Genomic DNA, 26,313 nt, shown 5'->3' on the forward strand with positions numbered 1-26,313 from the left:
CGGGGCGGCTTTTTCCGGCTCTTCCCAGATGAGTGTGGGGTGAGCACGACGCAGTTCGACTAGACATTTCCCCTCGGAGCTCACCATGGGCGGCCCCGGGTCCCCGAAACGACCGTGTGACGGAGATTACGGACTCGGCCTGCCGATAGTCGGCGAACCGGGGAAACACTGTCAAGGAATTGATGAGGTCGAGGTGACTATCGCACTGATAGAAGTTCTCGCATTGCCTTGCGCCCCGGTCCGGCGTGACGCTGGGGGCCCTCTCACGGACAGGCGGTGCGGAGCATAACGACCGGCCCCGCACGTCGCCGCCATCCGGCGGCCCCGGCCGGCGGATAGGAAAGGCGACAGACCAAACAGTATGAAAGGACGTTCATGACTCAGGATGCGATGGCCGATCGGCGAGGCCGTGCCACCTTCGACTTCACCGACCAGGTCGTAGTCGTCACGGGCGCCTCCGGCGGCATCGGGTCGGCGATCGTTGACATGTTCGCGGAGTCCGGAGCGAGGATTGTCCTGCACGGCCGCAACACCGCCGCTCTCGCGGCCGGCGTCGAGCGAGCGCGTGCCTGCGGCACAGAGGCCGTGTTCGTGGAAGGGAACATCCGCACCGAAGAGACCGCAGTGGCGATCGCCAAGGCAGCGTTGACGTCCTTCGGCCGCCTGGATGTCCTGGTCAACAACGCCGGTGGCAACTTCGGAGCCCGCCTCGAAGATCTCTCGGTCAACGCCTGGAACGCCACCATCGAGGCAAACCTCAGCGGCGCCTTCCACTGTTCCAAGGCCTGCCTGCCGCTGTTCGAGGCACAGGGCGGTGGAGTGATCGTCAATGTCGGTTCGGCCTCGGCCAACTATGCGCATCCCCTGCGCGGCGCCTACGCGGCCGCCAAGGCGGGCCTGGCGTCGCTGACGCGGACGATGGCCTGGGAATGGGCTTCTCGGAACATCCGGGTGAACTGCGTGGAGCCGGGAGCAGTGATGACCGAGGCATCCAGGTTCGCTTCCGAGGACATCGTGGAACGGGTCAGAAAATACGTCGCCCTGGGCCGGGTCGGCAGACCTCGTGACATCGCGAACGCCTGCCTCTTCCTGAGTTCGGAGGCTTCCAGCTACATCACCGGTGAGACGCTGCTGGTCGCCGGTGGGCCACACACCTCGACTCCGGCGGACGTGGAGCTGCTCGGAGCCTCGGCCCCCGCCTGAAGCCCATGAGCGCCGGCCCACCTAGGCTGCCTAACTCGACCGGCTGGTGATCCGGTTCTGGGTGACTCGGGCGGCGGTTGACAGCTGACCGGTGACCGATTCACCTCGGAGGTCGGGGACGCGCGTGTGCCTAGTGCCACTCCCGGCAATCTTTGCCCCGTCGCGTCGCCCAGGGCGGCGCCCCGCCGCGTTGTCGCCCCTCCCACGAAAAGTCCTCGCAAGCTCGGACTTTCCGGGGGCCCGGGATTGTCGGCCGCAGGCTCCGCTACGGCCTCCTCCTCCGCCTTGCGATGCACCACCCTGGACACCGCTCCGTCCGGGCAAACCTTGCCGGTCACGGCACTAGCAACCGTAAACGATCAGCAGACGCAGAGAGAGGTAGCGGCCATTGACAGTGATCGGTGTTCTTCGGGAGCGTTCGGACGAGCCGCGGGTGTCGCTGGTGCCGCAGGATGTTGCGGCCCTGGTGCAGGCAGGATTCGAGGTGGTTGTCGAGCACGAAGCCGGTATACGCGCGGGGTTCCGTGACAAGGACTACGAGGCGCGGGGAGCCCGCACAGGCGGTAAGGACGAGGTGCTCGCGGCTGAGGTGCTTGTGCAGGTCAGGGCTTACGGCGCCGACCGGGGTGATGGCGAGGATGTCCCAGCGGGGCTGCGCCCGGGGCACGTGACGGTGGGTCTAGGAAACTCCCTGGGCAACCCTGCCGCGGCGCAGGCAGTGGCGAAGGCGGGGGTCACCTCGTTTTGCTTGGAGCTGCTGCCACGGACGACACGCGCGCAGGCGATGGACGTGTTGTCCTCGCAGGCTGTCCTCGCGGGCTATCGGGCCGCCTTGGTGGGGGCGGAACGACTGGCCAAGGTGTTGCCGATGATGTCCACCGCAGCTGGGACGCTTCCTCCGGCGAAGGTGCTGGTGGTCGGCGCTGGTGTCGCAGGTCTGTCGGCGATCGCCACGGCGCGGCGTCTGGGCGCACTGGTGTCTGCGTACGACGTCCGGCCCGAAGCCCGTGAGCAGGTCGAGAGCGTCGGAGGGATGTTTGTCGCGCTTCCCCTCGACACCTCCGAAGGCTCCGCGGGAGGGGGGTACGCCGCGGCGATGGGGGAGGACTTCTACCGGCGGCAGCAGGAACTGCTGGCGGCGACGGTGGCCTCGTCCGACATCGTCATCACCACCGCGCAGGTTCCTGGTCGCCGTGCGCCGGTGATCGTGACCGAAGAGATGGTGCGGAGGATGGCACCGGGTTCGGTAGTGGTCGACATCGCCGCAGCCCAGGGCGGCAACTGCGAGGTCACTCGTCCGGACGAGGAGGTGCTTGCTGCGGGTGTGCACGTCCTGGGGCCATCGAACATCGTGGCCGGCCTGGCACCACATGCCAGCCAGCTCTTCTCCAAGAACATAAGCAACTTCCTCAAGCTGATTCTGAACTCCGAGGGAGTGAAACTCGATCTCGACGACGTACTGATCGCCGAAACGCTCGTGACCCATGAGAGTGCGGTGGTCCACCCCGCCGTCCTGCAGAGGCTGGGCCCTGAGGAGAACGCTGAGTCCGAGCATGTCACCCCCTCCACCTCGCCCGTGAGGAGCTGATCGTGTCTGAGCAACTGTGGTCAGGGCTGTTCGTCTTGCTGCTCGCGACCTTCCTCGGTCTTGAGATCATCCGTCGTGTCCCGCCTCTGTTCCACACGCCTTTGATGTCCTTGACGAACGCGATCGCCGGCATCTCGCTGGTGGGGAGCCTGGTGCTTGCCGGTGGCGAGGCGACCATGACCGCGAAGATTCTCGGCGCGGTGGCCGTGTGCGCTTCCACGCTCAACGTTGTCGGCGGCTTCGTGCTGACGGACCGCATGCTGCGGATGTTCCGGACACCGCGCCGGACTGCCGATACGACAGCGGGGGAGCGGTCATGAGAAACACGCTCAACGACATCGTCGTTCCGATCTGCTACCTCGCTGCGGCGGGGTTCTTCATCCTCGGTCTCAAGGGCATCACTCAGCCGCGGAGCGCGCGCCGGGGTCTGCGGGCCGCCGAGGCGGGAATGCTCTTCGCGATCGTCGGGACGCTCCTGAACAAAGAGATCATCGACTACACGTGGATCGTGGCCGCGATGGCGGTGGGCGCCGTGCTCGGCGTCGTGCTGTCGCTGTGGACCCCGATGACGGCCATGCCGCAGCGCATCGCCCTCTCGCACGCCTTCGGGGCGCTGGCCGCCGGACTCGTAGGCTTCGGCCACTACCTGGAACACCGTGGCGACCTCACCGTTGCCACAAGCATCCCACTGGTACTCGAGGTGTTGCTCGGCTTCCTCACATGCACCGGAAGCCTCATCGCGGCAGGCAAGCTTCAAGAGCTGCTGCCGACCCGGCCCATGGTCTATCCGGGGCAGAACGCCCTGAACCTGGCTGTCTTCGTGGCCGCACTCGCCGCGGGGGCGGTCGTGGTGGCGGATCCGCGGAACACGCTGGCCTTCGGTCTGCTGATCACGCTCGCGCTGGTGTTCGGACTCCTGCTGGTGCTGCGTATCGGCGGCGCGGACATGCCCACGGTCATCTCGCTGATGAACGCCTACGCCGGCTTGTCGGCCTCGGCCATGGGCTTCGTCCTGGACAACCAATTGCTGATCATCGCTGGTGCCTTGGACGGCGCGTCCGGGCTGATCTTGTCGATCATCATGTGCCGGGCGATGAACCGCTCGTTCACCAACGTGTTGTTCGGCGGCTTCGGGGCGACGGCGGGCAGCGGTGCGGGTGTGGCCGAGGAACGGCCGCATCGCAGCGCCACGCCGGAGGAAGCGGCGATGCTCCTGGAGACCGCGCGCGAGGTCATCGTCGTCCCGGGCTACGGTATGGCGGTGTCACAGGCTCAGCACAAGGTCCGTGAGCTGGCCGACGTCCTCGAACGGCATGGGGCCCGGGTCAGGTTCGCGATCCACCCGGTGGCCGGACGCATGCCCGGCCACATGAACGTGCTGCTCGCCGAGGCTGATGTGCCGTACGACCGGATCCTCGACATGGATCACATCAACGGCGAATTCCCCCAGTGTGACGTCGCGCTGGTGATCGGCGCCAACGACGTCACCAACCCCGCCGCCAAGGACGATCCCAGCAGCCCGATTTACGGGATGCCGGTCCTCGACGTCGCCGCCGCCAGGACGGTCATGGTCGTCAAACGCGGCATGAGTCCCGGCTTCGCCGGCGTCGACAACGACCTGTACTACCTGGACAAGACGTTGATGTTGTTCGGCGATGCCAAGGGCGTGGCCGATGGGCTCGTCCGTGAACTCGAAGCCACAGTGCCCGCCCACTGATCCCACACCCGTCCGCGCGACCCCGTCCTCGCGGCGGATGTGACGAAAGGTGCGTAGCGACATGGTGAACCCCGTCCAGCCCAGACCGGGCGGCTCCCGGGCGATCTTCACCGTCGAGCTGCAGCGGGTGAGGTTCGACGGGTGCGCTCGACTTCTGCAGAGCTTGGGCCGCGGACCACTCGAACCGGGGCGAGGCTGACCCGTCAGTACGTGCCCGGCTATAAGGAACGTTTATCGCCCTGGCAGCCGAACGGCTGTAGACGCCATCAAGGTGGCTCAGGTAGCGTACACGACATTCAGAAGTCTTCAGGGCAAATCGACCCAGGGGGCCACCCATCAATGGTAAGAGATTGCTCCTTTCAGCCGGGAACGGTCTCTGCGCCCCAGTCCTTCCTTCAGACGCCTGCGCCGCAGGAACTCCTTCTCAACAAACGGCAGCCCTGGTCGTGGCCGATCATGCATGTGCGCACGTCTGCCGCACCGACGATATAGCTCGCACTTGGATGTCCACGTCTACCGAATCCACGTGACCGGAAGGAGTGTTGTCCGGTGAACCCCCCATCGGGCATACGCATTGAAGGCGTAACCCATTATTTCGCCAAACCAGGGTCGAAGGAATACACCCCAGTCTTGAGCGATGTCTCTCTCGAAGCCCGTGCCGGACAGTTCTTGGCGCTGGTAGGACCTTCCGGGTGTGGTAAGACCACGCTCCTCAACATGATTGCCGGCTTGGTTCAGCCAACCCATGGAAAGGTCTACCGCGGTGAAGAGTTGGCGACGAGGCCGGACCGCGACGTTGCCTACATGTTGGCCAGGGCAGCCCTCTTTCCGTGGCGGACAGCGCAGAAGAACGTTGAACTAGGCCTCGAATTGAGGGGAGCACCGCGCCAGGAGCGCGCCGATACTGCGGCTAGGCTGCTCGAACTTACGGGCCTTAAGGACTTCGCCAAGAGCTACCCCAGCCACTTGTCGCAAGGCATGCGCCAACGGGTCGCACTGGCCCGCACCTTCGCGCTGAAGCCGAAATTTGTCCTCATGGACGAACCGTTCTCTGCTCTGGACGCACAGACCAAGCTGGCTCACCAGGAAGAGTTCGTCCGGATCTGGGAGCAGACACGTACGACTGCTGTCCTCGTGACTCACGACCTTGCCGAGGCCATTCTCATGGCTGACCGTGTCGTTGTCTTCTCCCCCAGGCCAGGGCGGATCAAGGCAGACCTCGAGATCCAGTTGCCTCGTCCGCGTGATCTAGAAACCCTAAGGTTCGATGAACGGTATCGGGACATCCATGAACGAATGTGGATGGAATTGAAGCAGGACGTCGATCACGCGTGAGGTCGCAAGTGAGTACTGTCCCGAAAACGTACAGCGAGACCAAGGGGAACGAAGAGTCGGCTACCGCGAGCGGTGGCGACGCTGCGCTCCCACCGCCCCCGGCGCCGAGTCGAAACTGGCGTCTCTACGGGAATCTGACGACCCAGGCACTCCGCATTGGTGTCCTGGTCCTCGTGTGTGGTCTTTGGCAATTGTCCACGAGCTTGGGCTGGGTTGACCCATTCCTGGTGAGCACCCCGTGGGATGTCGCCCGCTTTCTAGTCTCATCCTTGTCCAGCGGAGATATCTGGCCACACGTCCAAGCCACTGTGACGGCGACCCTCATTGCCTTTGTGGTGGGCTCTCTCGCCGGAATCGTGACGGGCCTGGTGCTGTCGGTCTCGCCCCGATTGAATGCTGTGCTGGATCCGTACCTCACGATCGCCAATGCGATGCCGAGAGTCGCTCTGGCGCCTCTGTTCCTTCTATGGTTTGGCTTGGGCCAGACTTCGAAGGTCATGATGGGTATCAGCACGGGCTATTTCATTCTCGTCCTGAACACGCACGCAGGGGTCAAGGCGATCGACCCGGACCTCAAGACGATCTGCCATGTCATGGGCGCGAACCGGCTGCAAATGTTCACCAAATTAATTCTGCCAGCCGCCGTCCCGGCAATTTTCGCCGGGCTACGACTTTCGGTCGTTTATTCTCTGCTGGGCGTTGTGCTCGCTGAGATGCTGGCATCCCAAGCCGGTATGGGCCAACTTCTGCAATACTACGCCGGACTCTTCCAAGTCCAGGGGGTCTTCGGTGTACTGATCTGCCTGTCGTTGCTGGCAGTCGCCGGGACCGCGGTGGTCGGCGCTGTCGAGAACAGAATCCTGCGATGGCAGTAGATCTCCGGCTTCATCCTTGCCCTTCAACCTAGGAAACCTCATTTTCCCCGATTCTGAAGAGGGGTTTCAGCGTGCACATATTCAGACTTAGTCGGCGCATTCTGGGAATCCTCGCGGTTGCCGTCGCGTTGGTTGTTTTCTCGACCGCTTGTGTTAGTGATCGGACTGGCGGTGGCGGCGACAAGCATCTCAAGATCGCCATCTTCCCGGGTGCCATGCAGAGCCTGCCTGCTGTACTCGCAGATGAACTCGGGATCTTCGCCAAGCACGGTCTTGAGGTCACTCTGCTCAACGTGCAGGGCGGTCCGGCAGGCACTTCTGCTGTCCTGTCCGGATCCGCGGATGTGATGCTCAACGGCACGGACAACGTCACCTTGGCGCGCGCAGCCAAGGGTGGCCCGGATCTAGTTGTGGTCAGTGGCAACACTAGTAAGCAGATCAACAGCCTGATCGTCCGCTCCGACCTGCCGACGCCCAACCTCGACAGCGGCTACCCGGAGGCCATGCGTGATCTGGCTGGTAAGAAGATCGGCGTCCCGGCCCGGGGAAGCAGCTTGGAGAACATCACCCGGATCATGCTTAAGGCCGCGGATATGGACCCGGACAAGGATGTTATCTGGCTTGCGCTCGGTACTGCTCAGGCCATGGCAACCGCCATCCAGACCGGTCAGGTGGATGCCTTGCTCGCTCCGGAGCCGCTGCTGACGCAGACGGTTCTCAAGGGTGATGCGAAATTCCTGGTCGACATGAGGACTGGTAAGCCGGAAGAACTGCAGTGGCCTTTCAACATGTGGTGGGCCCTTCGCGGCACCATTCAGAAGAAGCACGATTCCATAGGCGCCTTCCAGGAAGCCATGAAGGAGACGTTCGCCTATCTCCAGGATGATGCAAACCTAGACGAGATCCTCCCCCATGTGCAGAAATTCATGGGCGTGGACGAGGCGACCGCCCGCAAGCTCATGAGTCCACTGAATATCTCGACCTTCGGATACAGGGTGTCCGAGAGCGGGATGCTGCGCCTATGGGAGCACATGAAGGATCTCAACCTCATCGACACAGTCCCCGATTACAAAACTGTGGTCGACGCCGGCGCCCGGTAGGGCGATTCCTACCACAAGACTCTAGTCTGGTGCGTGGACCAGGGCATGGCTACATCTACGTGAGTTTGGAGGGTAAATGAGTATCCGTGTTGGCGTTCGGATTCCTGCATGCCAATCGCTCATCGAATTCGGCGAGGCCGTCAAGGAGGTCGAGCAACGCGGTTTCAGCGCGGTCTGGGTGCCGGACTCGCAATTGCTGTGGCGGGACACCTATGCCGCGATGGCCTTCGCAGCCGCAGCGACATCGACCATTCAGCTCGGAACCGGCGTGTCGAACTTGAGGACCCGACACCCCTCGGTCGTGGCTTCAGCAGTCAACACAGTTGTGGAGATTGCTCCAGGTCGCGTCCGGCTGGCCTTGGGAACGGGGGACAGTGCCGTAAAGCTCATCGGCGAGCGCCCCTCACGGCAGGTGGAAACGCGGGAAGGTGTGGAGCTCGTCCGTACGCTTCTTTCGGGCAATGACTGGAAGTTCGGGGGGCGAGAGGTACACCTGCGCGACGCCCAAGGGGTGGTTCCGATTATCCTGGCCGCCAGCGGGCCCAAGAATGTGGCGCTGGCCGGGGAAATCGGCGACGGAGCCTTGCTGCTGGGGGGTGCGTCGGCCCGCCTGGTCGAGCAGAATATCGTCCGTTTGCAGGAGGGCGCCGCGCGCGTCGGGCGCTCCCTGGACGGGTTCGAGACAGTTGTGGCCGCTTTTTGCCATGTCACGGATGAGCCGGAACGCGACGCCGGGATGCTGAAGCCCCTGTGCGCCACGGTGGTGCTCACCGGCGGTGCGGCGGCATTGCAGCGGGCCGGAATCGAAATCGACCCGGCCCGGATTCCGCCTGCTGCCTACCCCGACTACTCCCATGCCGAGGACCTGGACGACGCGATCGCGCGGCTGGACGATGTCATCTCGGATGAGGTGGCCCTGCGATTCGCGGAGGAGTTCTGCTTGTTCGGTCCAGCCGCCATCGTCACTCAGCGAATCCAGGAACTGGAACGTGCCGGAGTCACCGAGGTCTACCTGCGTCACCTGGGGAGCTACGAGGTGCCGCACGCGCTGATCGACGATGTGGCCGGCCACGTGCTGCCAGCGCTGCGTGCGTCCGACCGATTCTCCTGAGCGGGGCCGCGTTGTCGAAGGTCTCCCTCATGAGCAGATTGCGTAGGTTTCGCAATCGCTTTGGCACTTCCAAGACCGCCGTTGCCGACGCCATCCGCGGTGGTGGACGGCCCCATGCAGGCCGACCTGGCATGCAGTTCTGCGCTGGATGAGGCGAGGGCCGCTGTATGCGCTGGCGTGTTGCGTGTGGTGGGGTTCTGGTCCAGCTGGCGCTCGGTTCTGGTTATGCGTGGAGTGTCGTTGGCTCGGCTCTCCAGCAAGACGAGGCCTTCGGCTTGAGCACAGCGCAGGCAGTCCTGCCGTTCCAGCTGCTCATCGGCATGGTCTTCATCGGTTCCGTCGCCGGTGCCCGGCTACGGCGGCTGGGGCCTCGCGTTCCGATCCTCATCGGGGGAGTCCTGTTTGCGATTGGTGTGGTGCTCGCTTCGCTCGTGACAACTCCCGGATACTGGTGGGGCATAGCGCTGGGATATGGGCTCATCGGAGGCGTTGGCCTCGGGATCGCCTACTTCGCGCTGATCTCGCTGCTGCAGGAGTGGTTCTTCGACAAGCGGATGATCATCACCGCGGTGACAGGTCTCGGATTCGGTCTGGGAGCCTTGTGCACCGCGGTCTGTGGCCAGTGGCTGCTCAGGCAAAATCCCGAAGTTCCGACTGTTGCCCTGCTGCCACTCGGTATCGCCTACCTGGCCCTGGTCTTGGTCGGATCGGTGCTCTTGAGCGCTCCGCCCGCGAGCAAGGCCATGGTGGGCGCGAATGCGGCCGGTTCGATGCCCGAGGGACCGAGGGCTACTGATCAGCGGAGCGGCTACACCCCGGCAGAGGCGCTGCGGACCCCGCAGTGGCATCTGCTCACTGTGATCTTGGCCCTCAATACCTGCATTGGTCTCGCTCTGATCTCACGGACAGCCGCCAGTGCACAGGAAATCGCTGGTTTCTCCGTGTCCAGGGCAGCCCTGCTCGTTGGCGTACTCTCGCTTGTCAACGGTTGCGGTCCGGTTGCCTGGACAAGGATCGCGACGAGAGTCGGCCAGGTGCCGGCCCTCACGTTTCTGAACTGCCTGTCGGGAAGTTGTGTGCTCTTCATTCCGCACGCTTCGAACGAGCTGCTTTTCTTCGCCGTCGCAGCGATCGCGTATTGGTGCTACGGCGGAGTGTTCGGAGTCGTCTCCGCGACGGTCAGTGAGTATTTCGGGATGGAGTACGCGGGCGTCATCTATGCGCGGATGTTGTCAGGGTGGAGTGTCGGCGGGCTGGTGGGACCGTGGATCGTGGTTTCGGCGGCTGGGCCGGGGCACCCGACCCTGGCCTACACCGTGCTCGGTTGCCTGGGCATCGTAGCGGCCTTCCTGACGTTGGTCACCCGAGCGCCGGGCCTGCGTCCAGAGCGCGTCTAATACTGAGGAATCTGCTGGTAGGCGGAGTGGTCGGGAAGCGCGGGAGGTGGTGCGGTCGGCTCGGCGTCGTCTTCGTCGGCGAGCGAGAGAAGGGGTCGTGCGGGTGGTCCGCAGATGATCGATCGCCTGGTCGAGTTCACGCAGCCTCGCCGTGAGTTCGTCGATCAGCGACGCCCGACGGGCGATCCTCGAACCGTCCTATCTGCGTGCTCCGACGATGCGCAGAGCGAGCTCGCAGTAGTGGTCGGCGATGTCCTTGTCACTCCACTCGCCCTCGTCGCGGTACCACCGGGCGACATCGATCCCGAGCGAAAGTAGCGCGAGCGCGGTCATGCGCGGGTTGGAGGTATGGAAAACACCGCCGGCGACGCCGGCTTCCACGAGCAGGCGCATCTCCCGATCGATGGCGCGCCGGATGGCGATGATCTCCTCGTAGTGCTCTGGGCTGAGAGCGGCCAACTCGTAGTTGACGACACGTGCACTCGTGTGGCCGCGGGCGTGGTAGACAACGAACCCACGGATGATCGCGAGGAGCTGCTCCGCCGGGTCGTCCGAGCTCGCCACACCATCTCGTACAAGTTGCAGCGTGACGTCGTGTCCCGACCGCGAGATCAGGTAGAGCAACTCCTCTTTGGACTTGTAGTGCACGTAGAGGGCCGCCGGGCTCATGCCAGTCGCCGATGCGATGTCGCGGGTGGTCGTGCCGTGGAATCCCTTGGCTGCGAAGGACTCCACCGCAGCGGCGATCAGCCGACTGCGGGCGCTCTCGGTCCGGGTCTCCCTCGTCGCCGGACGGTCGACCGGCGCGTCATTGCCTGCTGTGGCCTGACTCATAAGCTCCTTCGCCTTCGCGGTGGAGGTGTTGACAAGGATGCCGCAAATGGAGAACGATAAGCAAACGCTTAGTTATAAGCAAGCGCTTAGTCAGTCGGCTCGAGTGGGGTTCCGTGTGAGACGCAGCATCTACAACTCCGACCACGAGACGTTCCGCAGTTCGGTCCAGAAGTTCCTGGACCGGCACGTGCGGTCGCGCACGGAGCAGTTCATCGAGGACCGTACGTTCCCTCGGGACCTCTGGACGGAGGCGGGCAAGCAGGGCTTCCTGGGGCTGGATGTCCCGGAGGAGTACGGCGGTTCCTCTGCAGGGGACTATCGCTACAACGCCGTTCTGGGGGAGGAGCTGGCCAAGGTGACAGTGGCGCTGTCCTCGTGTCTCGGCATTCACTACGACGTGGTGGCCCCGTACCTGGTGGAGCTCACCACCGAGGAGCAGAGGCGGCGGTGGTTGCCGAAGTTCTGCTCCGGAGAGCTGGTCACCGCGATCGGTATGACGGAGCCGAGCAGTGGCTCGGACCTCGCCGCAATGCGCACCACCGCAGTGCGTGACGGGGACACTTGGGTGCTCAACGGCTCCAAGACCTTCATCACCAACGGCTACTCCGCGGATCTGGTGGTCGTGGCCGCTCGCACCAGCCTGGAGAAGAAGGCCAAGGGGATCACGCTCTTCGGTGTCGAGACGGGGATGGACGGCTTCACCCGCGGCCGCAAGCTCGACAAGGTCGGGCAGATCGAGTCCGACACCGCCGAACTGTTCTTCGACAACGTCCGGGTACCGCATGCGAACGTCATCGGTGAGATCGATCGCGGCTTCATCCACATGATGGAGCGTCTGCCGCAGGAGCGTCTCGGCGCGGCCGTCTCCAACATCGCCCACGCCGCGCAGATCCTCGAGGAGACCATCGCGTACGCCAAGGAGCGCAAGGCCTTCGGGCAGCCGGTGGGCTCCTTCCAGCACAACAAGTTCCTGCTCGCTGAGCTCGTCACGCAGATCGAGGTGTCCCAGGCGTACGTCGACCAGGCGGTCATGGCTCACGTCGAGGGACAGCTGACTGCGGTGGACGCGGCCAAGGCCAAGTGGTGGTCCGCACAGGTGCAGAACGACGTGCTCGACGCCTGTGTCCAGCTGCACGGCGGCTACGGCTACATGAACGAGTACCGCGTGGCCCGCGCCTGGCGCGACGCCCGCGTGACCAAGATCTGGGCCGGCTCCAACGAGATCATGAAGGAGCTCATCGGCCGGGAACTCGGTCTCTGATCGCCCGGGAACCCGGTCTCTGATCGCCGACAAGAATCTGGAAAGCAGAGGAAACCCATGCCCGAGGCAGTCATCGTCGCCACCGCACGCTCACCGATCGGCCGCGCATTCAAAGGGTCGCTGAAGGAGATGCGTCCAGACGACCTCGCCACGCAGATGGTTCGCGCGGCGCTGGACAAGGTGCCCCAGCTGGATACAGCCGACATCGACGACCTGATCCTCGGGTGCGGCCAGCCTGGCGGTGAGTCCGGTTTCAATATGGGTCGCGTCGTGTCGGTGCTGCTGGGCTTGGACAACGTCCCGGGTACGACGGTCAACAGGTACTGCTCGTCGAGCCTGCAGAGCACCCGCATGGCGATGCACGCGATCAAGGCGGGCGAGGGGGACGTCTTCATCTCCGCCGGGGTGGAGACCGTCAGCCGGTTCACCAAGGGCAACGCCGACACCCTGCCGGACACGGAGAACCTGGTGTTCGCCGAGGCCGGGGCCCGGACCGGGAGGTTCGCTGCTGGCGGCCAGATCTGGTCCGACCCCCGGGAGGACGGCGACCTGCCGGACGTCTACATCGCGATGGGGCAGACCGCGGAGAACGTCGCGCAGTTCAAGGGGATCACCCGGGCCGAGCAGGACGAGTTCGGTGTCCGCAGTCAGAACCTGGCCGAGAAGGCCATCGCCAACGGGTTCTGGGAGAGCGATATCACCCCGGTGACGCTCCCGGACGGCACCGTGGTCAGCAAGGACGACGGCCCGCGGGCGGGCGTGACCATGGAGGCCGTCGCCCGGCTGCAGCCGGTGTTCCGGCCGGACGGAACCGTGACCGCGGGCAACTGCTGCCCGCTCAACGACGGAGCCGCCGCGGTGGTCGTGATGAGCGACACCAAGGCGCGGCAGCTCGGGCTCACCCCGCTCGCCCGGATCGTCGCCACGGGTGTCTCTGGGCTCTCACCAGAGATCATGGGCCTCGGCCCGGTCGAGGCGTCGAAGCAGGCGCTTGCCCGTGCCGGGATGACCATCGGCGACATCGACCTCGTCGAGATCAACGAGGCCTTCGCCGCCCAGGTCATCCCGTCCGCCCGCGACCTGGGCATCGACGTCGACAAGCTCAACGTCAACGGCGGCGCGATCGCGGTCGGTCACCCCTTCGGCATGACGGGTGCCCGGATCACCAGCACTCTGATCAACTCCTTGCAGTTCCACGACAAGCAGTTCGGCCTGGAGACGATGTGCGTGGGTGGCGGGCAGGGCATGGCCATGATCCTGGAGCGCCTGAGCTGAGAGCGCGAGCAATCAAGGAAGGGCGTAGATGAGGAAGAGGTTCGAGGGAAAGACGGCGATCGTGACCGGTGCCAGCCGCGGCATCGGCTTCGCTATCGCGGAACGACTGGTGGCCGAGGGCGCGAGGGTCTGCATCACCGCCCGCAAGCGGGAGGCGCTCGACGAGGCGGTGAAGGCTCTCGGCGGTCCCGAGCGCGCGGTCGCGTCCGCCGGCAGGAGCGATGACGTCGACCACCAGTCGGACACGGTCAAGCGAACCCTGGAGGCGTTCGGCAGCATCGACATGCTGGTGAACAACACTGGCATCAACCCGGTCTACGGGCCCATGGTCGATGTTGACCTCGACGCGGCACGCAAGATCTTCGAGGTGAACTGCCTCGCTGCGCTGTCGTGGGTCCAGCAGACGTACCGCGCCTGGATGGGGGAGCACGGCGGCACTGTGGTCAATGTGTCCTCGGTAGCCGGTGTCAAGCCGGCGCCGGGCATCGGCTTCTATGGCGCGAGCAAGGCGATGCTGACCTACATCACCCAGGAGCTCGCGGTCGAGCTCGGTCCCGGCGTCCGCGTCAACGCCGTCGCCCCGGCCGTGGTGAAGACGAAGTTCGCGACCGCACTGTATGAGGGCAAGGAGGAGCAGGTGGCGTCGGCATACCCGCTCAAGCGGCTCGGCATGCCGGAGGACATCGGCGGCGTGACGGCCTTCCTGCTCTCTGAGGATGCAGGGTGGCTCACCGGTCAGCTCATCGTGGTCGACGGAGGGTTGACCCTCACCGGAGGCGTATGACATGGACGTGACGGGCAAGGGGGTGATCGTCACCGGTGCCGGTCACGGCATCGGGCGTGCGATCGCGGCTCGCATGGCAGCCGAGGGCGCGCGTGTCGTCGTCAACGACCTCGACGCCGACGCCGCGCAGTCGATCGCGCGGGAGATCGGTGGGTACGCCGCCCCGGGTGACGCCGCGAGCGAGGACGGAGTCGCCGCACTGGTCCAGACCGCCACCGACCAACTGGGCGCGGTTGACGTCTATTTCGCCAACGCCGGCATCGACACCGGTTGCGGTCTCAACACACCCGAGGACGACTGGTCCAAGGGGTTCGAGGTCAACGTGATGGCGCATGTCCGAGCAGCACGGCGTTTGGTGCCACAGTGGCTGGAGGCCGGAGGCGGCCGGTTCGTGGTCACCGCGTCGGCGGCCGGTCTGCTGACGATGATCGGCAGCGCGCCGTATTCGGTGACCAAGCACGCCGCCGTCGCCTTCGCCGAATGGCTGTCGGTCACTTACCGCCACAGGGGAATCACTGTGCAGGCAATCTGTCCCCAGGGGGTCAAGACTCAGATGCTCGCCGGCACCGGGCCGCTGCAGGAGCTGCTCAGCCACGACACCGCGCTCGAACCGGAACAGGTCGCCGACGAGGTGTGGGCGGCGCTCCAAGACGACCGGTTCCTAGTCCTCCCGCACCCCGAGGTGAAGAGGTACTACGAACGCCGAGCGACGAGCACCGACCACTGGCTCGCGGGGATGAACAAGTTGCAGCGCCGCATCGACGAGAGGACGGGCACGGTATGAGGGCTTGGCGGGTGCACGATCTGGGTGAGTCCGGCGCGCCAGGGCCCGAGCACCTGCTGGCGCGGGTCCTAGGCGCGCCACCGACTTCCTGGACGGCAGGGCGCAGCCCTATTGGAGGGGGGAACGTGCTGGTGCATGCCGCCGCAGGCATTGTCTCCGTCGCTGACGGGAGTCCGGCGTGAACGGCACCGGCATGGCAACAGTCAGGGCTGTCGTGTTCGACTACGGCGGTGTGCTCACCACACCGGTGCGGGACTCGATTGCGGCGTGGCTGGAGCGTGACGGCATCGACCCGGGGTCGTTCTCCCGCACTCTGAAGTCGTGGCTCTCCCGGTCGGCTCCTGCAGGGACGCCGATCCACCGCCTGGAGACCGGTGAGCTGACCGCCGAGGAGTTCGACGAGATCTTCGCCGCCGAACTCACCCTCATGGACGGCTCACCGGTGCCCCGAGGCGGACTGTTGTCCGGGCTGTTCGCCGACATGCGCCCGGACCCGGCCATGTTCGCATTGATCGAGGAGCTCAGGGACGCCGGGCTGCGGGTGGGGCTCCTGTCGAACAGCTGGGGCAACATCTACCCGAGGGAGAGGCTCGATGCGTTGTTCGACCCGGTCGTCATCTCCGGAGAGGTGGGCATGCGCAAACCGAACACCGACATCTTCTATCTGACGCTCGACCGTCTCGCGCTCCCCGCCGATCAGGTGGTGTTCGTCGATGACGCCGAGCCCAACGTCGAGGGTGCGGCCAGGATTGGCCTTCACACCATCTGGCACACCGACGCCGTGTCAACTCGTACGGAGCTTGCCCGTTTCGTCACGGGCATCCACGAAGTCGCATAACCAGAGGAGACCAAGTGAACGAACAGCAGAACCAGCAGCTGGGCCGCATCGCAATCGTCACCGGGGCCGCACGCGGCATCGGCGCCGCGGTCGCGAAACGGCTCAGCGAGGACGGCTTCGCCGTGGCGGTTCTGGACCTGGATGAGGCGGCGTGCAAGCCGGTCGTGGAGGAGATCGCGGCCGCCGGTGGCAACGCGTTGGCGGTCGGCGTGGACGTGGCTGACGAGCAGGCGGTGGAGGCCGCGGTGGCGAGGGTGGCCAAGGAGCTCGGCGCTCCGACGGTGCTGGTGAACAACGCTGGCATCATCCGGGACAACCTGCTGTTCAAGATGACCGCCGACGACTGGGATGCGGTGATGGGCGTGCACCTGCGCGGGTCGTTCCTGATGAGCAGAGCCGCGCAGAAGCACATGACCGAGGCGAAGTGGGGGCGCATCGTGAACCTGTCCAGCACCTCCGCTCTCGGCAACCGGGGCCAGGCCAACTACGCCGCGGCCAAGGCTGGCCTGCAGGGGTTCACCAAGACGCTGGCGATCGAGCTGGGCAGGTTCGGGATCACAGTGAACGCGATCGCGCCGGGCTTCATCGAGACCGAGATGACCGCCGCCACCGCCGAGCGGGTCGGGGTGCCGTTCGAGGACTTCAAAGCGGCGGCCGCCGCGGAGATCCCGGTCGGACGGGTCGGCCGTCCCACGGACATCGCCGCGACGGTGTCGTTCTTCGCGCGCGAGGAGGCCTCGTTCGTGTCCGGTCAGGTGATCTACGTTGCCGGCGGGCCCCGCGCCTGACGGCGGAGATGACGAGGAGGCGCTGATGAAGGCGTTCACGGGTGTCGAGGAGTTCGAGAAGGCCGTCGGCGCCCACCTGGGCTACAGCGACTGGCACACGATCACCCAGGCGCAGATCGATGCCGAGCTTCTCGACGTCACCCGCGGCGCCAACGGTGCCCGGGCGACCGTCCGTGTCATCGTCGAACGGGAGGGCAGTGACAAGCCCGCCTGCGTGGCCGAGACCGTCCTGCTGGTGGTGGCCTGACATGCCAGGCCAGGACAAGCGCGACATCGCCCCGAGCCACGACGACCCTCCCGGCGTGGATCTGGCCCGGGTCTCGGCGTACCTCGCCGATGCCGCGCCCGAGCTGGTCAGTGGCCCGCTCCGAGCGGAGGTGATCGCCGGTGGCAAGTCGAACCTCACCTACCTGGTGAGTGACGGTGCCAGCGAGTGGATCTTGCGTCGGCCCCCGCTGGGGCACGTGCTCGCCACCGCGCACGATATGGCCCGGGAGTACCGTGTGATCTCCGCGCTTGGTCCCACCGACGTCCCGGTTCCGCGGACGTACGCGCTCTGTGAGGACCCCGGCGTGATCGGTGCACCGTTCTACGTGATGGAGAAGGTCGAGGGGACGCCGTACCGGACGGCTTCCCAGCTCGAGCCGCTCGGCCGGGATCGGACTCGCGCGATCTGCACGCGGATGGTCGACACTCTCGCCGTTCTGCACGCTGTGGATCCGGCGGCCGTCGCACTGTCCGACTTCGGGCGGCCGGACGGGTTTCTGCAGCGGCAGGTACGACGCTGGAAGAAGCAGCTCGACGCATCGTACAGCCGGGACCTGGCCGGCGCGGAGGAGCTACACCGACTGCTCCTGGCGAGAGTGCCCGGGCTGTCGGCCCCCGCGATCGTGCACGGGGACTTCCGGCTCGACAACCTGCTCGTCGACACCTCGGACGACGTCGTCTCGGTGCTGGATTGGGAGATGGCAACACTCGGGGACTGCTTGACCGATTTCGCCTTGATGCTGGTCTACCAGCGTCTGGCGACATCCGGGATCGACTACGCCGTATCCGACGTCTCGACCGCACCCGGCTACCTCTCCGACAGCGAGATCATGAATCGCTACTCCGTCGCCGGTGGCCGGCCCCTGACGGATATGGGCTTCTACCTCGGGCTGGCCTACTTCAAGCTGGCCGTGATCCTCGAGGGCATCCACTACCGCCACATCCAAGGGAAGACCGTCGGAGCCGGGTTCGACACGGTCGGCACCGCCGTTGAGCCCCTGATCAAAGCCGGACTCGACTCAGTGAGGGAAAACCACTGATGGACTTCGCATTCGACGCCAAGACCGAGGAACTGCGCGAACGGCTGCTCGCCTTCATGGACGAGTGCATCTACCCCGCAGAGCCCGTGTTCGACGAACAGCTTGCCGCACTCGAGAACCCCTGGGCCTGGTCCACGGTCCCGGTGCTGCAGGAGCTGCGCGCCGAGGCGCGGGAACGTGGACTGTGGAACCTCTTCCTTCCGGGAGAGTTCGGTGCCGGACTTACTAACCTGCAGTACGCGCCGCTGGCCGAGCTCACCGGACGTAGCTCCCGGATCGCTCCCGCGGCACTCAACTGTGCTGCGCCGGACACCGGCAACATGGAAGTGCTGGCCATGTTCGGTACCGAAGAGCAGCGGAAGCGGTGGCTCCACCCGCTGCTGGCCGGTGAGATCCGGTCCTCCTTCGCGATGACCGAGCCCGACGTCGCCTCCTCCGACGCGACCAACATCAGCACCCGCATCGAGAGGGACGGCGATTCCTACGTCATCAACGGACGCAAGTGGTGGATCACCGGGGCCATGAACCCCAACGCCGAGATCTTCATCGTCATGGGGAAAACAGACCCGACGGCGGACCGGCACAGGCAGCAGTCGATGATCTTGGTCCCGCGTGACACGCCTGGAGTGACGGTTAGGCGCGGCATGCACGTGTTCGGGTACGACGACCACGACCACGGTGGCCACGCAGAACTCGAGCTCAAGAATGTCTGCGTGCCCGCCGAGAACCTGATCGGCGGCGAGGGGGAGGGGTTCGCGATCGCGCAGGCACGCCTCGGTCCGGGCCGGATCCATCACTGCATGCGGTCGATCGGTGTCGCGGAGCGGGCGATCGAGCTGATGTGCCGGCGCGCCTCGGAGCGGGTCGCTTTCGGCAAGCCCCTCTCCGAGCAGGGAGTCATCCGCGACTGGATCGCCGAGTCTCGGGTTCGGGTCGAACAGCTGCGGCTCCTGGTGCTCAAGACCGCCTGGTTGATGGACGTCGTCGGTACTAAGGGCGCCCACACTGAAATCCAGGCCATCAAAATTGCCACACCCAAGACCGTGGAATGGATCCTGGACAAGGCGATCCAGGTGCACGGGGCCGGTGGTCTCAGCCAGGACTTCCCCCTCGCTGCCGCATTCGCCGGGATCCGAACGCTCCGGTTCGCCGACGGCCCAGACGAGGTGCACAAGAACTCACTGGCCCGCAACGAACTTAAGCGGCAGACAGTAACTAACTAAGAGCGCCCGGCAATAGGGATCACTTCAGTCGCTTGGTCGTCGGGCGAGTGTCCCAGCGGTAAAGCTTGCGGGCGCGTTGGATGAGTTGACGTACGGTGACGAGCGCGGCGGACAGGTACAGGTAGAAGTACATGATCTGGCCGTCGCGGTCGGTGTAGCGGCGGCAGGGTCGCACCCATCCCTGAGACGACGCCTGATCGTCCGATCCGAGCAGGCTGCCGTCGCGATCCGTTCGTATCCCGATCCATGGACCAGAGCATCGATGACGTGCTCGAACACCACACGAGAAATCGTCAAGACCTGTGGATCAAAAGAGTTAGCTATCGGCGTTGCTCAGTCAGCCAGCGGTCGGCGGCCGTTCGAACGCGTCGTGTCCTTCCCTCGCTGGCGAGCAGGCGCAGTGCAGCCGGTGAAGTGAGGATCTGCACGGCTGTGCGCTGGAACCAGTCGGAGGCAGCAAGAAGATCCTCCGGCCTCCAGGGGGCATTGACGGCGATCACCCTGAGCAGGGTCCATTCCTGCAGGCGGTGGACGAGGAACTCCTGCTCTCCGATCGCCATGGACATGGCGTGGAACCAGTCGGCGAACCCTGGGTCGTTGAGAAGTTGCGCCGCCCGCCGGTCCAGATGCCGGACCACCGCCGACTGCGCCATCACGGTATCCGGATCGCGCAGGACCGACCGCACCAGCTCGGCTTCCTCCTTCTGGCGGACATCCGCCAGCTCCTGCAGGTAACGGGCAAACCGTTGATGTTCGTCGTCGGCCGGCAACTGCGCGGTATCGCTCCAGCCGCTCACGCCGCCACCCCTTCGGGGCGTTCGACGAGCTTGCCGTCAATGAAGGTCGCCCCGGCGCGGACCAGGGCGACGAGATGGGGTGCGTTGACAGCGCGCCAGCGGGCCTGGGCTGACTCGATCAGCTTGAACGCCATGGCCAGTCCGGCCGCCCGGGATCCGGGACCCTTGGTCACCTTCGTGCGGTGCCTGACCGTGGCAAACGTCGACTCGAGCATCGGGTGTGCCTTCCCAGCCGACGTTGACGCGTCGGCCATGCGTGTGAGACCTCAAACGATCACCGGGAAGGTACACCCCTTCCCGGCCGATCCACAGATCTCAAGCATTGCTCGCCGGCGCGTCCGGGGGACTCAGTGCTTGAAGGCGCCGCCATCGACGACGAGGGTCTGCCCGGTGAGGAACCCGGCCCCCGGCGAGAGAAGGAACCTAACCGGCTCGACGAAGTCGTCGGGAGTCGACTCGCGCTTGATGACGCGGGTCAGGACCGTGGCCGGTTCGGTGTGGCTGATGGACTCCGTCATGGGGGTGCGCACGAGGCCCGGGGCGATCGTGTTGACCGTGATCCGGCGCGGGCCGAGCTCCTCGGCGATGCTGCGGGCGAAGCCGATGACGCCGGCCTTGGAGGCGACGTAGGCCGCGGCATTCGCCGGGCCCTTGAACGCGGTGGCCGAGGCGAACAGCACGATTCGGCCGCCGTCGGCGACGAGCGGGGCGAGCGTCTGGGTCATCGCGAGGGTGCCGTGGAGGTTGACCGTGAGGATGCGCTCCCACTCCGGGCGCGGCATGGTGAAGAACTCGGCGAAGGTCGCGACCGCTGCGCAGTGGACGAAACCGTCGATGCTCCCGTGCTGCTCGCGGATCGTGCTGGCGACGCGCTCCGCGTCGCCAGCATCCGTGATGTCCGCCTCGATGTATGCGACCCCGGCCAAGGGGGCGGCGGGCCGCTCCCGGTCGATGACGACGAGGGGCCACTCGTCACCGAGGGCCGCCACCAGGGCTGCCCCGATGCCCGAGCATCCGCCGGTGATGACGAGGGGCGCCTGCGGGCTCACCGGCCGCTCACCTGGCCCGCTTGCGGACCAGGCGCTCGAGGGCCGAGATCGTGTAGTCGAGGGCGGTGGACATCAGGCCCATCGCGAGCAGGACGGCGAAGGACTCCGCGACCTGGAAGTTGTTGGTCATGACGACGAGTCGCTGGCCGAGACCGGTGTAGGCGCCGACCATCTCGGAGACGACCGCGCCGAGGACGGAGTAGACGGCGCCGAGGCGCAGTCCGCCCGTGATGGTGGGCAGTGCACTCGGGAACTCGACCTTGACGAAGCGCTGCACCGGGGACATCGACAGGGACTTGGCGAGGGTGTCGATGTCGTGGTCGATGCCGCGCAGCGCGCTCGCGGTGTTGGTGAGCAGGACGAAGTAGACGACGCTGGCCGCGACGAGTGCCTTGGGGGCGACGCCGAGCCCGAACCACAGGATGAAGATCGGGGCGAGGGCGGGTCGGGGAAGGCTGTTGGCCAGCGTAAGGAACGGCCCTGCGGCGCGATCCAGGACGGGCCACCGGGCGAGGGCGACACCGCTGAGGATGCCGAGCGCGGCACCGCTCACCAGCCCAGCCATCGCTCCGCCGAACGTGCTGGCCACGTCGGTCCAGAACCGCGGTTCGGTCAGCTGGGTCACGAACGCGCTGATGACCTCGTCGGGCGACGAGACGAGCAGCGGGTCGATGAACTTGCGGCTGCTGGCCACATACCACACGCTGACGAAGATGGCCGCGACCCCGATGCGGATCGCCCACGTGAGGATCGTTTCCTTGCGCCGGGCAGCGCGGCGCTCGGCGAAGATGACACGTTCCATTGCCTCCGCGGACGTGCTGGTCGCCGTCGGGGGACTGGTCTGGGTCTGGACGGGAGTGGTCATCGCGTTCTTTCTGGTCATGGCTCGCGCTCGGTGCCGGCCGCTGCTGCGGTCACAGGGGCTGTCGGATGAGGTCGACGTCCGCAGGCGTGGAGGTGTGGGGGCCGCCGGCTGCGACGATGGTGCCGCCACCCTGCGCGCGGAAGGTCGGCAGGCATGCAGCGCGGACTGTCGGGGTGGGAAGGGGAGCCATCCGATCCTCCCGTAGGCGTCGGTGTCCGGCTTGGATACGCCAGGTGAACAGGTCCAGAGTCGGGCCGGCCGGGCGGTGAGGCAATCGGTCTGGCCCTATCGGTGCGATAGTCGCTGCCCGGGCCGACTTTCCTTGACAGTCTTTCCGCTCGTCAATGACCATCACTGGACCGGTCGGATCGGGCCGGCTCGGCGTCACCGATTCAGCTCTGCGCCTCCGAGTGTGCTGCACCTCCGAGTGTGCTGCGCCTCCGAGTGTGCTGCGCCTCCGAGTGTGCTGCGTCCGCGAGGGTGGCGACGTCATCGACGAGTCCCGGGTTGTCCGGGTGAGAAGAACGGTGAGAAGGGACGACCATGACGGCTACCCCGCTGCTCAATGCACCCGGTGAGGCACGAGGTCTCGCCATCGACTTCGAACACGTGAACCACAGCTTCATCCACGGTGATCGGGCCGTGCGGGTACTCGACGACTTCAACCTCAACATAGAGCCGTCGCAGTTCGTCAGCATCGTCGGCCCTTCCGGGTGCGGCAAGACGACGGCGTTGTCGATGACCGGCGGCCTGCTGCGGGCCCGCGAAGGCTCGGTGCGCCTCGACGGCCGAGAGGTGACGTCCACGTCGGCGGACGTGGCGTTCCTCTTCGCACGCGACGCTCTGATGCCGTGGCGCCGGGTGCGCAGCAACGTCGAGTTGGGTCTGGAGGTACGCGGCGTGCCCAAGGCCGAACGGCGCGAGCGTGCCACGGCCTGGCTGCGCCGGGTGCGGTTGCACGAGTTCGCGGAGTCGGACGTGCTGCACCTGTCGCAGGGCATGCGGCAGCGGGTTGCGATCGCTCGCACGCTCGCACAGAGCCCGCGGGTGGTCCTCATGGACGAGCCGTTCGCTGCGCTCGACGCGCAGACCCGGGCCCTGCAGCAGGAGGAGTTCATCCGGCTCTGGGAAGCCGAGCGGCCGACCGTGATCTTCGTGACCCACGACCTCGAGGAGGCGATCCTGCTCAGCGACCGTGTCATCCTCATGGCGAGCCGGCCCGGGCGCATCGTCGCCGACATGACGATCGACCTCGAGCGCCCACGCACCCAGGAGATGCGCAGCTCGGAGCGCTTCCGCGAGCTCGTGGTGAGCCTGTACGACCAGTTACGCCACGAGGTGGACGTGGCCGAGGCGCGTCGGCAGGAGTCCGGCGGCGATGACGACTGACCCGTCGGGCAGCCTTCGTGCCAGCGACGGCACCACGCTGACCTACCGGGTCGTGGGCAGCGGCCCCGTCACGGTCACGGCCCTACACTCGTTGGCCCTCGACGGCACCTGGTTCGAGCCCCTGGCGCACGCGCTGGGAGCCGACTATCGCCTGGTGCTGCCCGACCTGCGCGGGCACGGCGGCAGTGGCAGCGGCCCGATGCCGATGAGCTTGGCGACCATGGCGGACGACGTCGTGGCGCTGTGGGACCACCTCGGCATCGAGTCGAGCGCGGTCATCGGCCTGTCGATGGGTGGCATGGTCGCCCAAGCGCTGGCTTCCGCCGCTCCGGACCGGGTCGACGCCCTCGTGCTGATCGCGACGGGTGGCTCCTTCACCGAGTCCGCGCGTGAGGGCACCCGGGCTCGGATCGCCGCGGTCCGTGCGCCCGGCGGGCTCGCCGCCATGGCCGACGACCTCATGGTCCGCTGGTTTGGGGACGGCCCCGACGTGCAGCGGTCCCTCGTGGACCGGGCCCGGGCGCAGTTCGTGGCGACCGACCCGCACGTGCATGCCGCGGTCCTCGAGGCGATGACCGACGTCGGCCTGTTCACGATGGACGGACTGACGGCCCCGGCCCTCGTGATCGCGAGCCGCGACGATGCCAGCAGCCCGTTGCCGGTGTCGCAGGAGCTCGCCTCCGGACTCCACCACTCCCGCCTCCAGGTCCTCCCTGGGACCCACCTGGCCGCTTTGACCGAGCCGGGCACCTACGCGGAGGCGATAGCGGCCTTCCTCGACGAGAACCGACGCTGTATGTCGTCCGCCGCGTCCCGAGGTGCCGCCGCGACGTCTGCCCGTGAGGCCGCAACGACCCAACCAACGGAGAAGCGATGACTACTGAACCGCGTCTGTTGCCCACGGCCGGCGAAGTCCGCGCCCGTCTCGGGTCGGCGGAAACGCCTGCGCTGCTGATGCTCGTCGCGCACGTCACCGGCGACACGGAGGTCCTGCGGCCGGAGTGGCGCCCGCAGCCGGAGGCGCTCCCGCTGAGCGGGCTGGGCGAGACCCTCGACGCCGAGATCCGGGACTACTGCCTGTCCCGGCTTGAGTCCTACCTCGACTCCGGCGAGGCGTGGACGTCGCTGCCCCCTGCCGGTGTCCTCGAGAAGATCGGGAAGTGGAGTCTCGGCTCGGGGGTCGAGACCCCGGTCGCCCTGCTCGAGGCCGCCTTCGTCGCCGACGGGACCGACCCGCGCCGCCCCGACTGGTCCGTCGAGGAGCTGTCGCCGGGGCATCAGGTGCGCGCCGTCGTCGTCGGGGCCGGCATCTCCGGACTGCTGGTCGGGCTGCGGCTGAAGCAGGCTGGCGTTGACTTCACCATCGTGGAGAAGAGCGGCGAGGTAGGGGGCACGTGGTGGGAAAACACATACCCGGACTGCCGCACCGACGTGCACAGCCACATCTACACGTACTCCTTCTTCCCCGAGGACTGGCCGAGCTACTTTGGTCGCCAGCATGTCATTCACGGCTACCTGCGCCGCTTCGCTGAGGAGAACGGCCTGCTCGAGCACATCGAGTTCGACACCGAGGTCACCGACATGACGTGGGACGAGGACCTCCAGGTGTGGCGCGTTTCGACGCGGCGGACCGGGGCGTCCGAGACCTCCGTCCGGGAGACGAACGTCGTCGTCAGCGCGGTGGGCCAGCTCAACCGGCCGATGGTGCCGGAGATCGAGGGCATGTCCGGCTTCGACGGGCCGGTGTTCCACTCGGCGGAGTGGGACCACACGGTGGACTTCGCCGGCAAGCGGGTCGCCGTCATCGGAACCGGCGCCAGCGTGTTACAGATCGGTCCGGCCCTTGCGAAGACCGCGGAGCACGTCACGATTTTCCAGCGCAGCGCCCCATGGCTCATGCCGACCCCGGAGCTGCGCCAGGACATCGGTGAGGACGAGCGGTGGCTGCTGCGGTCGCTGCCGCTCTACCGCGCTTACTACCGCCTCTCCCTGTTCCTGCCCCGGGCTATCGGCCAACTCGACGCCGCGACCGTCGACCCGGACTACCCGCCGACGGAGCACGCGGTGTCCGCCGCCAACGAGGCGCTGCGCGTGCAACTCACCGCGTACCTCACGGACCAGGCCGGTGGCGACGAGGAGTTGTTCGCCAAGATCCTGCCCGACTACCCACCCGGCGCCAAGCGCATCATCCGCGACGACGGGACGTGGGTCGCCACCCTTAGGCGCGACAACGTCGACCTCATCACCGACCGGGTCGCGCGCTTCGACGCCAAGGGAGTCTGGACCGCGCCGGGAGACTACCACCCGGTCGACGCTGTCGTGTTCGGCACTGGCTTCAGGGCCTCCGACTTCCTGACCCCCATGACTGTGACAGGACGCGGAGGCAAGGACCTGCACACCGAGTGGGGTATCGACGCCTGTGCCTACATGGGCCTGACGATCCCCGACTTCCCCAACTTGTTCTGCCTCTACGGCCCGAACACCAACCTCGTGCTCCACGGCAATCTCGTGTTCTTCCTCGAGTGCCAAGCCGCCTACGTGGCCGACTCGGTGCGGCTGCTGCTCGAGACGGGTAGGTCGGCGATGTCCCTGCGCCGTGACGTCTTCGACGACTACTGCGCGGAGGTGACCAAGGCCAGTGCGCTGCGCGTCTGGGGCTGGTCCAAGACCCACAGCTGGTACCAGAACGCCGAGGGTCGGTCGACGATCATGTGGCCGCTGCCCGCTCAGCGGTATCTCGAGGGCACCGCGGCCGTGGACGCCGCTCACTACGAACTCACCTGAGCGCACCCG

The 26,313-nt window shown here is 66.1% G+C and carries 25 protein-coding genes and 3 pseudogenes; 21 read left to right on the forward strand and 7 right to left on the reverse strand.

Annotated features, from left to right (window positions below; genetic code table 11):
• Positions 1-375: 375 nt before the first annotated feature.
• From QSK17_RS17130 to QSK17_RS17170, 9 genes are all read left to right on the forward strand, one after another.
• Positions 376-1,203: an SDR family NAD(P)-dependent oxidoreductase gene (locus QSK17_RS17130; RefSeq protein ID WP_285705804.1), complete on the forward strand. Its 828-nt coding sequence runs from the start codon at positions 376-378 to the stop codon at positions 1,201-1,203.
• Between the two features lie 394 nt (positions 1,204-1,597).
• Positions 1,598-2,791, forward strand: coding sequence for an NAD(P) transhydrogenase subunit alpha (locus QSK17_RS17135; protein WP_285705895.1), 1,194 nt, complete (start codon positions 1,598-1,600; stop codon positions 2,789-2,791).
• 2 nt (positions 2,792-2,793) lie between these two features.
• Entirely contained in the window at positions 2,794-3,111 is a 318-nt protein-coding gene (locus QSK17_RS17140; protein WP_285705805.1) for an NAD(P) transhydrogenase subunit alpha part 2, read from the forward strand.
• A complete protein-coding gene (locus QSK17_RS17145) occupies positions 3,108-4,508 on the forward strand; it encodes an NAD(P)(+) transhydrogenase (Re/Si-specific) subunit beta (protein ID WP_285705807.1) in 1,401 nt (466 codons plus the stop codon). The genes QSK17_RS17140 and QSK17_RS17145 overlap by 4 nt, the downstream gene beginning before the upstream one ends.
• Positions 4,509-5,057: 549 nt before the next feature.
• Positions 5,058-5,843 carry an ABC transporter ATP-binding protein gene (locus tag QSK17_RS17150; protein WP_285705808.1) on the forward strand — a complete coding sequence of 262 codons (786 nt, stop codon included), beginning with the start codon at positions 5,058-5,060 and terminating at the stop codon, positions 5,841-5,843.
• Positions 5,844-6,151: 308 nt separating this feature from the next.
• Entirely contained in the window at positions 6,152-6,718 is a 567-nt protein-coding gene (locus tag QSK17_RS17155; RefSeq protein WP_285705809.1) for an ABC transporter permease, read from the forward strand.
• Between the two features lie 71 nt (positions 6,719-6,789).
• Positions 6,790-7,818 (forward strand): ABC transporter substrate-binding protein, encoded by a 1,029-nt coding sequence (locus QSK17_RS17160; RefSeq protein WP_285705810.1) that lies wholly within the window; start codon positions 6,790-6,792, stop codon positions 7,816-7,818.
• Positions 7,819-7,894: 76 nt separating this feature from the next.
• The gene (locus QSK17_RS17165) at positions 7,895-8,929 is read left to right on the forward strand and encodes an LLM class flavin-dependent oxidoreductase (RefSeq protein ID WP_285705811.1); all 1,035 of its coding nucleotides are present in this window, start codon (positions 7,895-7,897) and stop codon (positions 8,927-8,929) included.
• 167 nt (positions 8,930-9,096) lie between these two features.
• Positions 9,097-10,326: an MFS transporter gene (locus tag QSK17_RS17170; protein ID WP_285705812.1), complete on the forward strand. Its 1,230-nt coding sequence runs from the start codon at positions 9,097-9,099 to the stop codon at positions 10,324-10,326.
• Positions 10,327-10,524: 198 nt separating this feature from the next.
• Here the strand turns inward: QSK17_RS17170 and QSK17_RS17175 are convergent, their stop codons facing one another.
• A complete protein-coding gene (locus tag QSK17_RS17175; protein WP_285705814.1) occupies positions 10,525-11,160 on the reverse strand; it encodes a TetR/AcrR family transcriptional regulator in 636 nt (211 codons plus the stop codon).
• 115 nt (positions 11,161-11,275) lie between these two features.
• Here QSK17_RS17175 and QSK17_RS17180 point away from each other — a divergent pair, with 115 nt between their 5' ends.
• The 9 genes from QSK17_RS17180 to QSK17_RS17220 all read left to right on the forward strand — a co-directional run bounded on the left by QSK17_RS17180 (position 11,276) and on the right by QSK17_RS17220 (position 19,420).
• Positions 11,276-12,421, forward strand: coding sequence for an acyl-CoA dehydrogenase family protein (locus QSK17_RS17180; protein WP_285705815.1), 1,146 nt, complete (start codon positions 11,276-11,278; stop codon positions 12,419-12,421).
• Between the two features lie 57 nt (positions 12,422-12,478).
• Positions 12,479-13,696: an acetyl-CoA C-acetyltransferase gene (locus QSK17_RS17185; protein ID WP_285705816.1), complete on the forward strand. Its 1,218-nt coding sequence runs from the start codon at positions 12,479-12,481 to the stop codon at positions 13,694-13,696.
• A 28-nt stretch (positions 13,697-13,724) separates the two neighbouring features.
• Positions 13,725-14,480: an SDR family oxidoreductase gene (locus QSK17_RS17190; protein WP_285705818.1), complete on the forward strand. Its 756-nt coding sequence runs from the start codon at positions 13,725-13,727 to the stop codon at positions 14,478-14,480.
• A 1-nt stretch (position 14,481) separates the two neighbouring features.
• On the forward strand, positions 14,482-15,264 hold the full coding sequence (locus tag QSK17_RS17195) for an SDR family oxidoreductase (RefSeq protein ID WP_285705819.1): 783 nt from the start codon (positions 14,482-14,484) through the stop codon (positions 15,262-15,264).
• A gap of 193 nt (positions 15,265-15,457) precedes the next feature.
• Positions 15,458-16,102: an HAD family hydrolase gene (locus tag QSK17_RS17200; protein ID WP_285705820.1), complete on the forward strand. Its 645-nt coding sequence runs from the start codon at positions 15,458-15,460 to the stop codon at positions 16,100-16,102.
• Between the two features lie 47 nt (positions 16,103-16,149).
• On the forward strand, positions 16,150-16,890 hold the full coding sequence (gene fabG / locus QSK17_RS17205; protein WP_285705896.1) for a 3-oxoacyl-ACP reductase FabG: 741 nt from the start codon (positions 16,150-16,152) through the stop codon (positions 16,888-16,890).
• A 25-nt stretch (positions 16,891-16,915) separates the two neighbouring features.
• Positions 16,916-17,137 (forward strand): hotdog family protein, encoded by a 222-nt coding sequence (locus QSK17_RS17210; protein ID WP_285705821.1) that lies wholly within the window; start codon positions 16,916-16,918, stop codon positions 17,135-17,137.
• Between the two features lies 1 nt (position 17,138).
• Complete coding sequence (locus tag QSK17_RS17215; protein WP_285705822.1) at positions 17,139-18,197, forward strand: phosphotransferase family protein; 1,059 nt, start codon at positions 17,139-17,141, stop codon at positions 18,195-18,197.
• Positions 18,197-19,420, forward strand: coding sequence for an acyl-CoA dehydrogenase family protein (locus QSK17_RS17220; RefSeq protein WP_285705823.1), 1,224 nt, complete (start codon positions 18,197-18,199; stop codon positions 19,418-19,420). Before QSK17_RS17215 ends, QSK17_RS17220 begins: the two co-directional genes overlap by 1 nt.
• 19 nt (positions 19,421-19,439) lie before the next feature.
• Here the strand turns inward: QSK17_RS17220 and QSK17_RS17225 are convergent.
• The 6 genes and pseudogenes from QSK17_RS17225 to QSK17_RS17245 all read right to left on the reverse strand — a co-directional run.
• A pseudogene (locus tag QSK17_RS17225) lies at positions 19,440-19,583 on the reverse strand (IS5/IS1182 family transposase); the annotation flags it as partial.
• A 20-nt stretch (positions 19,584-19,603) separates the two neighbouring features.
• Positions 19,604-19,705, reverse strand: a pseudogene (locus QSK17_RS36430) (IS5/IS1182 family transposase); the annotation flags it as partial.
• A gap of 35 nt (positions 19,706-19,740) precedes the next feature.
• On the reverse strand, positions 19,741-20,217 hold the full coding sequence (locus tag QSK17_RS17230) for a hypothetical protein (RefSeq protein ID WP_285705824.1): 477 nt from the start codon (positions 20,215-20,217) through the stop codon (positions 19,741-19,743).
• A pseudogene (locus QSK17_RS17235) lies at positions 20,214-20,429 on the reverse strand (IS256 family transposase); the annotation flags it as partial. The gene QSK17_RS17230 and the pseudogene QSK17_RS17235, both read right to left, overlap by 4 nt.
• A 135-nt stretch (positions 20,430-20,564) precedes the next feature.
• The gene (locus QSK17_RS17240) at positions 20,565-21,266 is read right to left on the reverse strand and encodes an SDR family NAD(P)-dependent oxidoreductase (RefSeq protein ID WP_285705825.1); all 702 of its coding nucleotides are present in this window, start codon (positions 21,264-21,266) and stop codon (positions 20,565-20,567) included.
• A 7-nt stretch (positions 21,267-21,273) separates the two neighbouring features.
• On the reverse strand, positions 21,274-22,149 hold the full coding sequence (locus QSK17_RS17245) for an ABC transporter permease (protein WP_285705826.1): 876 nt from the start codon (positions 22,147-22,149) through the stop codon (positions 21,274-21,276).
• A gap of 525 nt (positions 22,150-22,674) precedes the next feature.
• Here QSK17_RS17245 and QSK17_RS17250 point away from each other — a divergent pair.
• From QSK17_RS17250 to QSK17_RS17260, 3 genes are read left to right on the forward strand one after another with little or no spacing between them, the layout of a single operon-like run.
• On the forward strand, positions 22,675-23,520 hold the full coding sequence (locus tag QSK17_RS17250) for an ABC transporter ATP-binding protein (protein ID WP_285705827.1): 846 nt from the start codon (positions 22,675-22,677) through the stop codon (positions 23,518-23,520).
• The gene (locus tag QSK17_RS17255; RefSeq protein WP_285705829.1) at positions 23,510-24,397 is read left to right on the forward strand and encodes an alpha/beta fold hydrolase; all 888 of its coding nucleotides are present in this window, start codon (positions 23,510-23,512) and stop codon (positions 24,395-24,397) included. Before QSK17_RS17250 ends, QSK17_RS17255 begins: the two co-directional genes overlap by 11 nt.
• Entirely contained in the window at positions 24,394-26,304 is a 1,911-nt protein-coding gene (locus tag QSK17_RS17260; protein WP_285705830.1) for a flavin-containing monooxygenase, read from the forward strand. Before QSK17_RS17255 ends, QSK17_RS17260 begins: the two co-directional genes overlap by 4 nt.
• The last annotated feature ends 9 nt before the right edge of the window (positions 26,305-26,313 follow it).

Source organism: Microtetraspora sp. NBRC 16547 (assembly GCF_030268965.1).
Classification (GTDB): domain Bacteria; phylum Actinomycetota; class Actinomycetes; order Streptosporangiales; family Streptosporangiaceae; genus Microtetraspora.

Coding starts and splice junctions, on each gene's coding strand:
- QSK17_RS17195 (WP_285705819.1), top strand. CDS start 14,482: ATGGACGTGACGGGCAAGGGGGTGATCGTCACCGGTGCCGGTCACGGC.
- QSK17_RS17190 (WP_285705818.1), top strand. CDS start 13,725: ATGAGGAAGAGGTTCGAGGGAAAGACGGCGATCGTGACCGGTGCCAGC.
- QSK17_RS17255 (WP_285705829.1), top strand. CDS start 23,510: ATGACGACTGACCCGTCGGGCAGCCTTCGTGCCAGCGACGGCACCACG.
- QSK17_RS17145 (WP_285705807.1), top strand. CDS start 3,108: ATGAGAAACACGCTCAACGACATCGTCGTTCCGATCTGCTACCTCGCT.
- QSK17_RS17260 (WP_285705830.1), top strand. CDS start 24,394: ATGACTACTGAACCGCGTCTGTTGCCCACGGCCGGCGAAGTCCGCGCC.
- QSK17_RS17220 (WP_285705823.1), top strand. CDS start 18,197: ATGGACTTCGCATTCGACGCCAAGACCGAGGAACTGCGCGAACGGCTG.
- QSK17_RS17245 (WP_285705826.1), bottom strand. CDS start 22,149: ATGACCAGAAAGAACGCGATGACCACTCCCGTCCAGACCCAGACCAGT.
- QSK17_RS17170 (WP_285705812.1), top strand. CDS start 9,097: ATGCGCTGGCGTGTTGCGTGTGGTGGGGTTCTGGTCCAGCTGGCGCTC.
- QSK17_RS17210 (WP_285705821.1), top strand. CDS start 16,916: ATGAAGGCGTTCACGGGTGTCGAGGAGTTCGAGAAGGCCGTCGGCGCC.
- QSK17_RS17165 (WP_285705811.1), top strand. CDS start 7,895: ATGAGTATCCGTGTTGGCGTTCGGATTCCTGCATGCCAATCGCTCATC.
- QSK17_RS17200 (WP_285705820.1), top strand. CDS start 15,458: ATGGCAACAGTCAGGGCTGTCGTGTTCGACTACGGCGGTGTGCTCACC.
- QSK17_RS17215 (WP_285705822.1), top strand. CDS start 17,139: ATGCCAGGCCAGGACAAGCGCGACATCGCCCCGAGCCACGACGACCCT.
- QSK17_RS17175 (WP_285705814.1), bottom strand. CDS start 11,160: ATGAGTCAGGCCACAGCAGGCAATGACGCGCCGGTCGACCGTCCGGCG.
- QSK17_RS17185 (WP_285705816.1), top strand. CDS start 12,479: ATGCCCGAGGCAGTCATCGTCGCCACCGCACGCTCACCGATCGGCCGC.
- QSK17_RS17130 (WP_285705804.1), top strand. CDS start 376: ATGACTCAGGATGCGATGGCCGATCGGCGAGGCCGTGCCACCTTCGAC.
- QSK17_RS17250 (WP_285705827.1), top strand. CDS start 22,675: ATGACGGCTACCCCGCTGCTCAATGCACCCGGTGAGGCACGAGGTCTC.